We start from the raw sequence: 12,441 nt of genomic DNA on the forward strand, positions 1-12,441 counted from the left end.
ATGCCGGACGTGCCACAGGGTCCGAACGGGCCCGGGGTGCCGAACGGGCCCGGGGTGTCAGCGACGGGCGGGGCCGACACCGCCGTCCGTCGTCGCGAGCGGGACGCCCTGGCCCGGGCGATCGCCGTGTCCGCCTCCGCGCTGGGGGTGTGCACCCCCAACCCGCCGGTCGGTGCGGTGGTCCTCGACGCGGCCGGTGAGGTCGTGGGCATCGGCGCGACCGAGGCCCCGGGCGGACGGCACGCCGAGGTGGTGGCGCTGGACTCCGCCGGGGACCGCGCGCGCGGGGGGACGATCGCGGTCACCCTCGAGCCGTGTGACCACCACGGGCGCACCGGACCGTGCTCCGCCCGCATCGTCGACGCCGGGCTCGCCCGCGTGGTCTACGCGGTGTCCGACCCCAATCCGGTGGCCTCCGGCGGAGCCGGGACCCTGCGGCGGGAGGGGGTCGAGGTGGCACGAGCCGACGACGACGAGGTGGGCGCCGCCCGCAGCGGCCCGCTGAGGGCGTGGCTCCACCGTCAGGACCACGGCCGACCTCTCGTCACCTGGAAGTACGCGGCGAGCCTGGACGGCAGGGTCGCGGCCGCGGACGGGTCGAGCAAGTGGATCACCGGGCCGGTTTCGCGCCGCCACGCCCACGCCAGACGGCAGGAGATCGACGCCCTCGTCGTCGGCACCGGAACGTTGCGCGCCGACGACCCCGCGCTGACCGCCCGCACCGACGACGGCCGGCCCGCCCCCCGCCAGCCCCTCCGGGCGGTGATGGGGCTGAGCCCCGTGCCCGCGGACGCGACGGTGCGCGGCACCGACGGCCGGTTCCGACACCTGGCCACCCGCGATCCCGCCGAGGCGCTGGGACTTCTCGGCGAGGTCTCCCACGTCCTCGTCGAGGGCGGCCCCAGGCTGGCGGGGGCGTTCCTCGCCGCCGGACTCGTCGACGAGATCGACGCGTACCTCGCGCCCCTGGTGCTCGGCGCCGGGCGGTCGGCGGTCTCCGGAGCCGGGGTGGACACGCTCGCGGCCGCCCACGGTTTCCGGATCCGAGGGACCACCGTCCTCGGCGACGACGTCCACCTGCGCTTGACACGACCCGCCACCGCGCCCACACCGGCCGCATCGGACTCACTGACCACACCGACCGCACCGACGAGAGGACCCCGCTGATGTTCACCGGAATCGTGGAGGAGATCGGAACCCTCGACTCGGTCGAGACGACCGGCGACTCCGCGCGCCTGCGCATACGGGGGCCCCTGGTCACCTCGGACGCCCACCACGGTGACTCGATCGCCGTCAACGGGGTGTGCCTGACCGTCACCGGGTGGGAGCCGGGGGAGTACTTCGACGTGGACGTGATGGCCGAGTCGCTCGAGCGGACCGCACTCGGTGCACTGTCACCGGGCGACCCCGTCAACCTGGAACGCGCCATGCGCGCGGACGCCCGGTTCGGCGGTCACATCGTCCAGGGCCACGTCGACGGCACAGGCCACGTGATCAGCCGCGACGAGCACGAGCACTGGCACGTAGTACGCATCTCGCTGCCGGGTGACCTCGCCCGGTACGTGGTCGAAAAGGGGTCGATCACCGTCTCCGGGACCTCGCTGACGGTCTCGGCGGTCAGTGCCGCGGACGAGCCGGAGCCGTGGTTCGAGGTGTCCCTCATCCCCACGACGCTCGCCGACACGATCCTCGGGGGACTGAGCGCGGGCGACCCCGTCAACCTGGAGGTCGACGTGCTGGCCAAGTACGTCGAGCGGCTGCTGGGCGGACGCGGTGGGGGGTCCCACTGACCCGATGCGCCATACTTGAGCCCGCGCCCGCGGCCTCCGCCCGGGCCCGCCAGACCTAGGAGAACCCGCAGCAGTGACCACCTTTGACGGCATCGAGCGAGCCATCGCCGACATCGCGGCGGGACGGGCCGTCGTGGTGGTGGACAGTGAGGACCGCGAGAACGAGGGCGACCTGATCTTCGCCGCCGAACTCGCGACGCCCGAGCTGATGGGCTTCCTCGTGCGGTACTCCTCCGGTTACGTGTGCGTCGCGCTCGAGGCGGAGGACTGCCTTCGGCTGGACCTGCCGCCCATGCGCGCCATCAACGAGGACCGCCACGACACCGCGTACACCGTGACGGTCGACGCGCGCACGGGGGTCTCCACCGGCATCTCGGCCGCCGACCGCGCCCGCACCGCGAGGCTGCTCGCCGCCGACGACACCGTGCCCGGCGACTTCACCCGGCCCGGCCACGTGGTGCCCCTGCGCGCCCGGCCCGGCGGCGTGCTCACCCGGCCCGGCCACACCGAGTCCGCCGTCGACCTCGCCCGGTTGGCCGGTCTGCGCCCGGCGGGCGTCATCTGCGAGATCGTCTCCGAGGACGACCCCACGACCATGGCGCGCACCCCCGAACTCCGGCGGTTCGCCGACGAGCACGGGCTGGCGATGATCACCATCGAGGCGCTCCAGGCGTGGCGCCGCGCGAACGAGGTCCAGGTGGTGCACGAGGTCGCCGCCCGGATCCCCACGCCGGCCGGGACCATGACCGCCCACGGGTACCGCGACACCCTCCAGGGAGTCGAACACGTGGCCATGGTGGCCGGCGACATCTCGGGGGACGACCCGGTCTCCGTCCGCATCCACTCCGAGTGCCTGACCGGCGACGTGTTCCACTCGCTGCGCTGTGACTGCGGCCCGCAACTCGACGCTGCCGTCGCCGCGGTGTGCGAGGAGGGGCGCGGGGTCGTGCTGTACATGCGTGGGCACGAGGGCCGGGGGATCGGCCTGGTGCAGAAACTGCGCGCCTACCAACTGCAGGACTCCGGACGCGACACCGTCGACGCCAATCTCGACCTGGGCCTGCCCGCCGACGCCCGCGACTTCAGCCTGGCCGCACAGATGCTGCGCGACCTCGGAGTGACCCGGGTACGACTGATGACCAACAACCCCGCCAAGGCCGACGCCCTGCGCGCCGGTGGCGTGGAGGTGGTGGCCCGGGTGCCCATGCCGACGGCGGTCACGCCCGAGAACCTGCGGTACCTGCGCACCAAGCGCGACCGGATGGGCCACCTGCTCGAGGGGCTCGACGAGGGACCCGCCGGCCCGGCCGGCGCGGACGTGGACGTGGACGGAGAGGATCAGCGATGAGCGGTAGCGGTAGACCGGAGCTGGTGATCCCCGACGCCCGCGGGCTGCGGCTCGGGGTGGTGGCCTCCACCTGGCACCAGGAGATCTGCACCCGACTGGTGGACCGGGCCCTAGCCGTCGCCGAGGCCTCCGGCGCGGTGGTGACCCTGGCCCGCGTGACCGGGGCCGTGGAGCTGCCGGTGGTGGCCCAGGAACTCGCACGGACCCATGACGCCGTCGTGGCGCTCGGCGTGGTGATCCGGGGTGCGACCCCGCACTTCGACTACGTCTGTCGCTCGGTGACCGACGGGCTCACCCGGATCGCCCTCGACGAGGCCACCCCTGTCGCCCACGGGGTGCTCACCACCGAGAACGAGGGCCAGGCCCGAGACCGCGACGGCCACGAGGGTGCCTCCGAGGACAAGGGGGGAGAGGCCGTCGCCGCCGTGCTCGGCGCCGCCATCGCCCTGCGCGACCTGAGGACCGGTCGATGATCGAGAACTGGGAGTTCGAGCACCGGCCCCGTCGGATGCGCACCACCGCGATCGCCGTGGCGGTGCTCATCGTCATCGTCCACGTGGTGTGGGCGGTGATCCTCGTCCGCGGTGACACCGGGGTGACGATCGGGATCGCCGATCAGTTCGCCTTCGTGGTGATCGGGTTCATCTTCGCCGGGGTGCTGCTGACCCTCCTGCGGATCCGCGTCCGGGTCGGGCAGCAGGGCGTCGAGCTCCGCGGGCCGCTGCGCGTCCGGACCTGGGGCTGGGACGACGTCGTCGGGCTGACGTTCCCGCGCTCCAGCTACTGGCCCCGGCTCGAACTCCCGGCCTACGAGCACGCGGGGATCTGGGCTATCCAGTCCATCGACGGCCAGCACGGGATCGACGGCATGGCGCGCCTGCGCGAGGCCGTCCGCACCCACAAGCCCTCGGCCGCCGATCCCGAGACCGTCGCCGACCGCTGACCCGCCGTGGCCGATCCGCGAACCTACCGCCCGGCCCCCGGCTCGATCCCGACGGAGCCGGGGGTCTACCGCTTCCGTGACGAGCACGGGCGCGTCATCTACGTCGGCAAGGCGAAGAACCTCCGGAGCCGGCTGAGCTCGTACTTCGCGGACCTGTCCCTCCTCCACCCCCGTACCCGGCGGATGGTCCTCGCCGCGGCCGGCGTGCAGTGGACGGTCGTGTCCACCGAGGTCGAGGCGCTCCAGCTCGAGTACACGTGGATCAAGAAGTACGACCCCCGGTTCAACGTCCGGTACCGCGACGACAAGACGTATCCGATGCTGGCGGTCACCGTGGGGGAGGAGTTCCCCCGTGCCTTCGTCTACCGGGGACCCCGGCGCCCGGGGACCCGCTACTTCGGGCCCTACTCACACGCGTGGGCCATCCGCGACACCCTCGACACTCTGCAGCGGGTGTTCCCCGTCCGCTCGTGCTCCGCCGGGGTGTTCAAGCGGCAGGCGCAGCTCGGCAGGCCCTGTCTGCTCGGATACATCGACAAGTGCGCCGCCCCCTGCATCGGACGGGTGACCCCGGACGAGCACCGTGTGATCGTGGGCGAGCTCATCGACTTCCTGGCCGGACGTACCGATGCGATCATGCGCCGCATCGAGAAGCGGATGCTCGAGGCCTCCGCGGACCTCGACTTCGAACGGGCCGCGCGGCTGCGTGACGACCTCGGCGCCATGCGGCGTGCGATGGAGAAGCAGGCCGTCGTGCTGGGTGACGGCACCGACGCCGACGTGGTGGGCGTCGAGGTCGACGAACTGCAGGTCTCCGTCCAGGTGTTCCACGTGCGCGGGGGCCGCATCCGCGGTCAGCGCGGCTGGGTGGTCGAACACGCCCACGGCGTCGACGCCGACGGCGAGTTCGACGCGGCCCGTGCCGTGCCCGGGGTCGTCTCCGACTATCTCGCGCAGTTCTACGGGGGAGAGGCCGACCTCGCCGAGGCGGCCGAATCCGGCGACATCTCGGCTGCCGTACCCCGCGAGGTGCTGGTGCCCGCCCTTCCCGAGGACGCGGACGAGCTCGCGGACTGGCTCTCGGCGCTGCGCGGCTCCCGTGTGTCGCTCCGGGTGCCCCAGCGGGGTGACAAGCGGGCCCTGGCGGAGACGGTCCACCGCAACGCCGTCGAGGCCCTGACGCAGCACAAACTCCGGCGCAGCGGCGACCTCACCGCCCGCTCCGCGGCGCTCCAGGAGATCCAGGAGACCCTCGAGCTGGACTCGGCGCCCCTGCGCATCGAGTGCGTGGACATCTCCCACACCCAGGGCACCGACGTCATGGCCTCCCTCGTGGTCTTCGAGGACGGTATCCCGCGCAAGAGCGACTACCGGCTCTACCGCATCCGCGACGCCGCGGGTGACGGCCACTCCGACGACGTCGGCAGCATCGCCGAGGTCACGCGTCGTCGCTTCCGGCGTCACCACGAGGACCCCTCCGTCACCCCGGACGAGGTCGACGGGCCGGTCGACGACGACGCGGGCACGAGGGGCGCCGCCCCCGCGGCCCGCCGGTTCGCCTACCCGCCACAGCTCTTCGTCGTCGACGGTGGTCGGCCCCAGGTCGAGGCGGCCGCCGAGGTCCTCTCCGAGCTGGGGGTCACCGACGTACCGGTGATCGGGATCGCCAAGCGACTCGAGGAGATCTGGCTCCCGGGAGAGGAGTACCCCGTGATCTTCCCGCGCCACGGGGAGGGGCTGTTCCTGCTCCAGCGGCTCCGCGACGAAGCCCATCGGTTCGCCATCCGCGCCCACCGGGGCGCGCGGTCCAGGCGGATGACGGCCTCCGTGCTCGACGACGTCCCCGGCCTCGGACCCACCCGACGAGCCGCGTTGGTGGAGACGTTCCCGACCGTGTCCGCACTGCGCGCCGCGAGCACGGACGAGCTGTGCGCCGTGCCGGGGATCGGCCCGGGGGTCGCCGCCGCGATCCGGGCGACCCTCGGTGGTGCCGAGCCCGCGGACGCGGCCGCCGCCGACGTGGGAGACTCGGGCGGGCAGCCCGACCGGGGACAGACCGACCAGGGACAGACCGACCAGGGACAGACCGACCGGGGACTGACCGATGACACGAGGTGAGACGATGGACGCAGGTGACGACGACGGCCACGCCGCGCGGGGGCGCGAGCTCCTCCTGATCAGCGGCATGTCCGGGGCGGGTAAGGGGACGGCGTCCAAGGTCCTCGAGGAGTTCGGCTGGTATGTCGTCGACAACCTTCCGCTGACGTTCGTGGGCGAACTGCTCGCCCGGTTCGAGGAGTCCGACGACGAGCCCCTCCGCCTGGCGATCGTCGCCGACACCCGCAGCCTCGGGTTCGACGAACACCTCGGCGACCTCCTCGACCTGTTCGACCGGCGCCCGCAGGCACGGATCCTGTTCCTCGAGGCCTCGGACGAGGCGCTGGTAAGCAGGTTCAACAACGTCCGTCGCTCCCATCCGCTGCAGTCGGGTGGCGGCCTGATCGACGGCATCACCCGGGAGCGCAGGATCCTCGAGGGGCTGCGGGGGCGTGCCGACGTCGTCGTGGACACCTCGGCGCTCAGTGTCCACGACCTCCGCCACCGGCTGGAGACCCCCTTCGGTGACCTCGGGTTCGACTTCCACCTCACCGTCGAGTCGTTCGGGTTCAAGTACGGCGTCCCCGTGGACGTCGACATGCTGATGGACATGCGGTTCCTGCCCAACCCGCACTGGATCCCCGAGCTCCAGCCGCACACGGGGCGCGACAAGCCCGTCCAGGACTACGTCCTCGCCGACGACTCCATCGAGGAGTACCTGCGCGCGGCGGTGTCCATGATCCGCCTGGCCATGACCGGCTACCGGCGCGAGGGCAAGCGCTACATGACGATCGCGGTCGGCTGCACCGGGGGCAAGCACCGGAGCGTGGCCATCTCCGAGTCGCTCGCCGGCAGACTGTCCGGCCTCGACTCGGTCGAGGTCCACGTACGCCACCGTGACCTCGGGCGGGAATGAGGCCGGCCATGACACACGACAGCGGTATCCCGTCCCTCGTCGCCCTCGGCGGCGGCCACGGCCTGTCGGCGACCCTCCGGGCCGCACGCCTCGTCGCCGATCACGTCACCGCGGTGGTGACGGTCGCCGACGACGGCGGTTCCTCGGGGCGACTGCGGCGCGAGCTGGGCATCCTCCCACCGGGCGACCTACGGATGGCCCTGTGCGCCCTCGCCGCCGAAGACGACGAGAAGGCGCTGCTCACCCGACTCTTCCAACACCGCTACGGCGGCACCGGGGCGCTGGCCGGACACGCGGTGGGCAACCTCGTCTTCGCCGGACTGTGGGAGCTGCTCGGAGACCCGGTCGACGCACTCGACGCGATCGGGTCGATCCTCGGTGTCACCGGCCGTGTCCTGCCGATGTCCCCGGTCGCCCTCGACATCGCTGCAGAGGTCGTCGGTCTGGAAGCGGACCCCCGCGTCGTGCGGACCATCATCGGACAGGTCGCCGTCGCGACCACACCGGGCAGCGTTCGCCGGGTCACCCTCATCCCGGCCGCTCCGCCCGCCGCGGAGGGCGTGGTGGAGGCGATCACCGGAGCCGACCTCGTGGTCCTCGGACCCGGATCGTGGTTCACCAGCGTGATCCCCAACGTGCTCGTGCCTGAGATCGCGTCCGCGCTCAAGAGGACGGCCGCGACCAAGGCCCTCGTGCTCAACCTCGCACCCCAGCCGGGGGAGACCGCCGGGTTCTCCGCCGAGCAACACCTCCACGTGTTGCGTCAACACGCTCCCGAGGTCGACATCGACGTCCTGCTCGTGGACCCGAGGATGCCGCTGAGCGCCACCGAACGCGAGCATCTCGAACGGGCCGCGGCGGGACTGGGGGCCCGCGTGATGACCGCGGAGATAGCGAAGACCGCCGAGGATGGGACGATGAGGCCTGTCCACGACCCCGCACTGCTGGCCTCGGCGCTCGCCGACTCGGTGCGATGAGGGCCGGGTCGATGAGCCGAGAACGAAGGAGCAGGGCGTGTCGCTGACCGCACAGGTCAAGTCCGAACTGGTGAGGGTCCCCGTGGGGAACTCCGAGACCAGGAGGGCCGAGGTGTCCGCCCTGCTGAGGTTCGCCGGCACCCTCCAGGTCCTGTCCAACCGACTCGTGATCGAGGCGGAGGTGGACTCCGGCGAGATCGCGGACCGTCTCGCCGGCGAACTCGACGCCCTGTTCTCCGTCCCCTGTGAGATCCACCCGATCGGGGGTTCGGGCGGACGTCCCGCCCGCAAGTTCGTCCTGCGGGTCATCGACCGGGGTGCGGACCTGGCCCGTCAGCTCGGGCTGGTCGACAACGCCGGCCGGACGGTCCGAGGACTGCCGGCCGCGGTCGTCGGCGGCTCGGTCGCCGCCTCCGAGGCGGCGTGGCGGGGCGCGTTCCTCGCCCACGGTTCGCTCACCAAGCCCGGCCGCTCCTCGGCGTTGGAGGTCACCGCCCCGGGGGCGGAGGCGGCGATGGCCCTCGTGGGTGCGGCCCGCAGGTTGGGAGTGACGGCCAAGGCCCGCGAGGTCCGGGGAGGGGACCGCGTGGTGATCCGCGACGCCGAGGCGATCGGGGTCCTCCTCGCTCGACTGGGCGCGTCCTCCACCAGGGACATCTGGGAGGAGCGCCGCTCCCGCGGCGAGGTCCGCGCCACCGCCAACCGGCTGGCCAACTTCGACGACGCCAACCTGCGGCGCTCGGCCCGGGCCGCCGTGGCCGCGGCCGCCCGTGTCCAGCGCGCCCTCGAGATCCTCGCCGAGGACGTGCCGGACCATCTGCTCGCCGCGGGTGAACTGCGCGTCCAGCACCGTCAGTCGTCGCTGGAGGAGCTCGGGCAGCTCGCCGACCCGCCCATGACCAAGGACGCGGTCGCGGGGCGCATCCGGAGACTGCTGTCCATGGCGGACCGCAAAGCCGCCGAGCTCGGGATCCCCGACACCGAGTCCGTGGTGACCGAGGACATGCTCGACGAAGGCTGATCCACCCCGGCAGCACCCTGCGCGGGAGCGGTCCACGCCGGGTAGTCTGGGTCACGTCCCGGGCTCCACCCGGCCCCGGTGACATCAAGCGTTCTCGCACCACCAATAAGGAGACAACACGTGACCGTGCGCGTAGGCATCAACGGATTCGGACGTATCGGCCGCAACTTCTACCGCGCGGTGGAGGCTCTCAAGGCCGAGGGCAAGACGGACATCGAGATCGTGGCCGTCAACGACCTGACCACGAACGACATGCTCGCTCACCTGCTCAAGTACGACTCCATCCTGGGTCGCCTGGGCAAGGAGGTCACGTTCGACGACTCGTCGATCACGGTCGGTGGCACCAAGATCGGCGCCCTCGCGGTCAAGGAGGGCCCCGCGTCCGTGCCGTGGGGTGACTACGGCGTCGACGTCGTCGTCGAGTCCACCGGCATCTTCACCGACGCCGAGAAGGCCAAGGGCCACCTCGAGGGTGGTGCCAAGAAGGTCATCATCTCGGCGCCGGCCAAGAACGAGGACATCACCATCGTCATGGGGGTCAACGACCACGAGTACGACGGCTCGCAGACGATCATCTCCAACGCCTCCTGCACCACCAACTGCCTCGCGCCGGTCGCCAAGGTCCTCTCCGACGAGTTCGGGATCGTCAAGGGCCTCATGACCACGATCCACGCCTACACGCAGGACCAGAACCTCCAGGACGCGCCCCACAGCGACATGCGCCGCGCCCGCGCCGCCGGCATCAACATGGTGCCCACCTCCACCGGTGCGGCCAAGGCCGTCGCGCTGGTCCTGCCCGAGCTCAAGGGCAAGTTCGACGGCTACGCCGTGCGCGTCCCGCTGCCCACCGGCTCGCTCACCGACCTCACGGTCGAGCTGGAGAAGAAGGCCTCGGTCGACGAGGTCAACGCCGCGGTCAAGGCCGCCGCCGAGGGCGCGATGAAGGGCATCCTCAAGTACACCGAGGACCCCATCGTCTCCTCCGACATCGTCGGTGACCCGCACTCGTCCATCTTCGACGCGCCGCTGACCAAGGCGATCGACGGCCAGATCAAGATCGCCTCCTGGTACGACAACGAGTGGGGCTACTCCAACCGCCTCGCCGACATCATCGGCCTGGTCGGCAAGTCGCTCTAAGACCCCTCGGGACTGACATCCCCCGTACGACGATCCGGGCCCGGTCCGGGAACGCCCACAGCGTCCCGGCCGGGCCCGGAGCACATGGACCGGCAGCACCACCCACCATCACCACCGTTCTTCCGACAGGAGTCCCACCACATGGCCGTGAGCACGCTCAACGACCTGCTCGATGCCGGCGTAGAGGGTCGCAAGATCCTCGTCCGCTGCGACCTCAACGTCCCGCTCGACGGCTCGACCATCACCGATGCGGGCCGGATCACCGCCTCGCTGCCCACGCTCAACGCTCTGCTCGACGCCGGTGCGGCGCTGGTGATCACCGCGCATCTCGGCCGCCCGAAGGGTGAGCCCGACCCCGAGTTCTCCCTCGCCCCCGTGGCGGAGAAGCTGGGTGACGAGCTCGGGCGCTACGTCCAGCTCGCCGGTGACGTGGTGGGATCGGACGCCCGCGAGCGAGCCAACGGCCTGACCGACGGGGACGTGCTCCTGGTGGAGAACGTGCGGTTCGACCCGCGCGAGACGAGCAAGGACGAGGCGCAGCGGGCCGAGTTCGCGGCCGAGCTCGCGAGCCTGGTGGGCGAGGACGGGGCGTTCGTCTCCAACGGTTTCGGGGTTGTCCACCGCGCGCAGGCGTCGGTGTACGACGTCGCCAAGGTCCTCCCGGCCTACGCCGGCGACCTCGTCCAGAGCGAGGTCGAGGTCCTCGCGAACCTCAGCGGCGACCCGGAGCACCCCTACGCGGTCGTGTTGGGCGGCTCCAAGGTGTCCGACAAGCTCGCCGTGATCGAGGCCCTGGCGCCCAAGGTCGACACCCTGGTCATCGGCGGCGGCATGTGCTTCACCTTCCTCGCCGCACAGGGCCATGAGGTCGGCTCCTCACTGCTGCAGGAGGAGATGATCGACACCTGCAAGGACCTGCTCGCCAAGTTCGGCGACGTGATCAGCCTGCCCGTGGACGTGGTCGCCGCCGACGGGTTCGCCGCCGACGCCGCGCACTCCACGGTCTCCGCCGAGGCCATCCCGGAGGGGAAGATGGGCCTGGACATCGGCCCCGAGTCGGTGAAGGCGTTCAGCGAGCAGCTCTCCGCCGCCAAGACCGTCTTCTGGAACGGCCCCATGGGCGTGTTCGAGTTCGCGGCGTTCTCCGCCGGGACGCGCGGTGTCGCCGAGGCCATCATCACCGCGACGAAGAACGGCGCGTTCTCGGTGGTCGGCGGCGGCGACTCCGCCGCGGCCGTCCGCACCCTGGGTCTCGGGGAGGAGAACTTCTCCCACATCTCCACCGGCGGTGGCGCCTCGCTGGAGTACCTGGAGGGCAAGGAGCTGCCCGGCGTCACCGCCCTCGAGCGCAGCAACTGAAGACCGACGAGACCACAGGAGAAGACATGGCACGCACCCCGCTCATCGCCGGCAACTGGAAGATGAACCTCAACCACCTCGAGGCCATCGCGCTCGTCCAGAAGGTCGCCTTCGCACTCCCGGACAAGTACCTGGAGAAGGTGGACGTGGCGTTCATCCCCCCGTTCACGGACATCCGTGGCGTCCAGATCGTCATCGAGGGCGACAAGCTGGGCTTCGCCTACGGCGCGCAGGACGTCTCGGTCCACGAGTCCGGTGCCTACACCGGCGAGATCTCGGCGGGGATGCTCGCCAAGCTCGGCTGCACCTATGTCGTCGTGGGCCATTCCGAGCGCCGTGACTACCACGCGGAGTCCGACGAACTCGTCGCGGCCAAGGCCGCCGCCTGCCACCGGCACGGGTTGACGCCGATCGTGTGTGTCGGCGAGAAGCTCGAGGTGCGGGAGGCAGGGGACCACGTCGACTTCGTCGTGAACCAGCTCTCCGAATCGCTCGCGGGACTGTCCACGGACCAGCTGGCCTCCACCGTGATCGCCTACGAGCCCGTGTGGGCGATCGGGACCGGCAAGACCGCGTCCGCCGCCGATGCCCAGGAGGTCTGCGCCGCCATCCGTTCCACGTTGGCCGATCTGGCCGATGACGCGACGGCCGAGCAGATGCGGGTCCTGTACGGCGGCAGCGTCAACGCCTCCACGATCGGCGAGCTGCTCGACCAGCCCGATGTCGACGGTGGTCTGGTCGGAGGCGCGTCGCTCAAGCCGGACGAGTTCGCCCAGCTGTCGGCGATCGCCGCCGGTGGCCCGTTGCCCTGACACCGCCCACTCCGGCGCGCCCGGCCCTGCGGGGTCGGGCG

12 protein-coding genes are annotated in these 12,441 nt (G+C 71.5%); all 12 read left to right on the plus strand.

From position 1 onward, the window contains the following. The 12 genes from ribD to tpiA all read left to right on the plus strand — a co-directional run bounded on the left by ribD (position 1) and on the right by tpiA (position 12,400). The gene (gene ribD, locus AC3DEV_RS06330; RefSeq protein ID WP_488371599.1) at positions 1 to 1,167 is read left to right on the plus strand and encodes a bifunctional diaminohydroxyphosphoribosylaminopyrimidine deaminase/5-amino-6-(5-phosphoribosylamino)uracil reductase RibD; all 1,167 of its coding nucleotides are present in this window, start codon (positions 1 to 3) and stop codon (positions 1,165 to 1,167) included. Next, entirely contained in the window at positions 1,167 to 1,790 is a 624-nt protein-coding gene (locus tag AC3DEV_RS06335; RefSeq protein ID WP_488371600.1) for a riboflavin synthase, read from the plus strand. Before ribD ends, AC3DEV_RS06335 begins: the two co-directional genes overlap by 1 nt. Before the next feature lie 73 nt (positions 1,791 to 1,863). Further along, positions 1,864 to 3,138 (plus strand): bifunctional 3,4-dihydroxy-2-butanone-4-phosphate synthase/GTP cyclohydrolase II, encoded by a 1,275-nt coding sequence (locus tag AC3DEV_RS06340; RefSeq protein ID WP_488371601.1) that lies wholly within the window; start codon positions 1,864 to 1,866, stop codon positions 3,136 to 3,138. Then, positions 3,135 to 3,611: a 6,7-dimethyl-8-ribityllumazine synthase gene (gene ribH / locus AC3DEV_RS06345; protein ID WP_488371602.1), complete on the plus strand. Its 477-nt coding sequence runs from the start codon at positions 3,135 to 3,137 to the stop codon at positions 3,609 to 3,611. Before AC3DEV_RS06340 ends, ribH begins: the two co-directional genes overlap by 4 nt. Continuing rightward, a complete protein-coding gene (locus AC3DEV_RS06350; RefSeq protein ID WP_283464537.1) occupies positions 3,608 to 4,081 on the plus strand; it encodes a PH domain-containing protein in 474 nt (157 codons plus the stop codon). Before ribH ends, AC3DEV_RS06350 begins: the two co-directional genes overlap by 4 nt. A gap of 6 nt (positions 4,082 to 4,087) precedes the next feature. Beyond that, positions 4,088 to 6,199: an excinuclease ABC subunit UvrC gene (gene uvrC, locus AC3DEV_RS06355; RefSeq protein ID WP_488371603.1), complete on the plus strand. Its 2,112-nt coding sequence runs from the start codon at positions 4,088 to 4,090 to the stop codon at positions 6,197 to 6,199. Between the two features lie 4 nt (positions 6,200 to 6,203). Next, complete coding sequence (gene rapZ / locus AC3DEV_RS06360) at positions 6,204 to 7,094, plus strand: RNase adapter RapZ (RefSeq protein WP_488371604.1); 891 nt, start codon at positions 6,204 to 6,206, stop codon at positions 7,092 to 7,094. An 8-nt stretch (positions 7,095 to 7,102) separates the two neighbouring features. Beyond that, positions 7,103 to 8,071: a gluconeogenesis factor YvcK family protein gene (locus tag AC3DEV_RS06365; protein ID WP_488371605.1), complete on the plus strand. Its 969-nt coding sequence runs from the start codon at positions 7,103 to 7,105 to the stop codon at positions 8,069 to 8,071. Positions 8,072 to 8,108: 37 nt separating this feature from the next. Further along, the gene (whiA, locus tag AC3DEV_RS06370; RefSeq protein WP_067716356.1) at positions 8,109 to 9,092 is read left to right on the plus strand and encodes a DNA-binding protein WhiA; all 984 of its coding nucleotides are present in this window, start codon (positions 8,109 to 8,111) and stop codon (positions 9,090 to 9,092) included. A 120-nt stretch (positions 9,093 to 9,212) separates the two neighbouring features. Next, positions 9,213 to 10,229, plus strand: a complete 1,017-nt coding sequence (gap, locus tag AC3DEV_RS06375) for a type I glyceraldehyde-3-phosphate dehydrogenase (protein WP_067716354.1) — start codon at positions 9,213 to 9,215, stop codon at positions 10,227 to 10,229. 141 nt (positions 10,230 to 10,370) lie between these two features. Beyond that, the gene (locus AC3DEV_RS06380; RefSeq protein ID WP_488371606.1) at positions 10,371 to 11,588 is read left to right on the plus strand and encodes a phosphoglycerate kinase; all 1,218 of its coding nucleotides are present in this window, start codon (positions 10,371 to 10,373) and stop codon (positions 11,586 to 11,588) included. Between the two features lie 26 nt (positions 11,589 to 11,614). Then, positions 11,615 to 12,400 carry a triose-phosphate isomerase gene (tpiA, locus tag AC3DEV_RS06385; protein ID WP_067716347.1) on the plus strand — a complete coding sequence of 262 codons (786 nt, stop codon included), beginning with the start codon at positions 11,615 to 11,617 and terminating at the stop codon, positions 12,398 to 12,400. The last annotated feature ends 41 nt before the right edge of the window (positions 12,401 to 12,441 follow it).

This window comes from Dietzia sp. IBK-p2-15D (assembly GCF_057773105.1).

Bases quoted from the DNA above. Each gene is read 5' to 3' on its own strand.
- ribD (WP_488371599.1), top strand. From the start codon at position 1: ATGCCGGACGTGCCACAGGGTCCGAACGGGCCCGGGGTGCCGAACGGG.
- AC3DEV_RS06335 (WP_488371600.1), top strand. From the start codon at position 1,167: ATGTTCACCGGAATCGTGGAGGAGATCGGAACCCTCGACTCGGTCGAG.
- ribH (WP_488371602.1), top strand. From the start codon at position 3,135: ATGAGCGGTAGCGGTAGACCGGAGCTGGTGATCCCCGACGCCCGCGGG.
- AC3DEV_RS06350 (WP_283464537.1), top strand. From the start codon at position 3,608: ATGATCGAGAACTGGGAGTTCGAGCACCGGCCCCGTCGGATGCGCACC.
- rapZ (WP_488371604.1), top strand. From the start codon at position 6,204: ATGGACGCAGGTGACGACGACGGCCACGCCGCGCGGGGGCGCGAGCTC.
- AC3DEV_RS06365 (WP_488371605.1), top strand. From the start codon at position 7,103: ATGACACACGACAGCGGTATCCCGTCCCTCGTCGCCCTCGGCGGCGGC.
- AC3DEV_RS06380 (WP_488371606.1), top strand. From the start codon at position 10,371: ATGGCCGTGAGCACGCTCAACGACCTGCTCGATGCCGGCGTAGAGGGT.
- tpiA (WP_067716347.1), top strand. From the start codon at position 11,615: ATGGCACGCACCCCGCTCATCGCCGGCAACTGGAAGATGAACCTCAAC.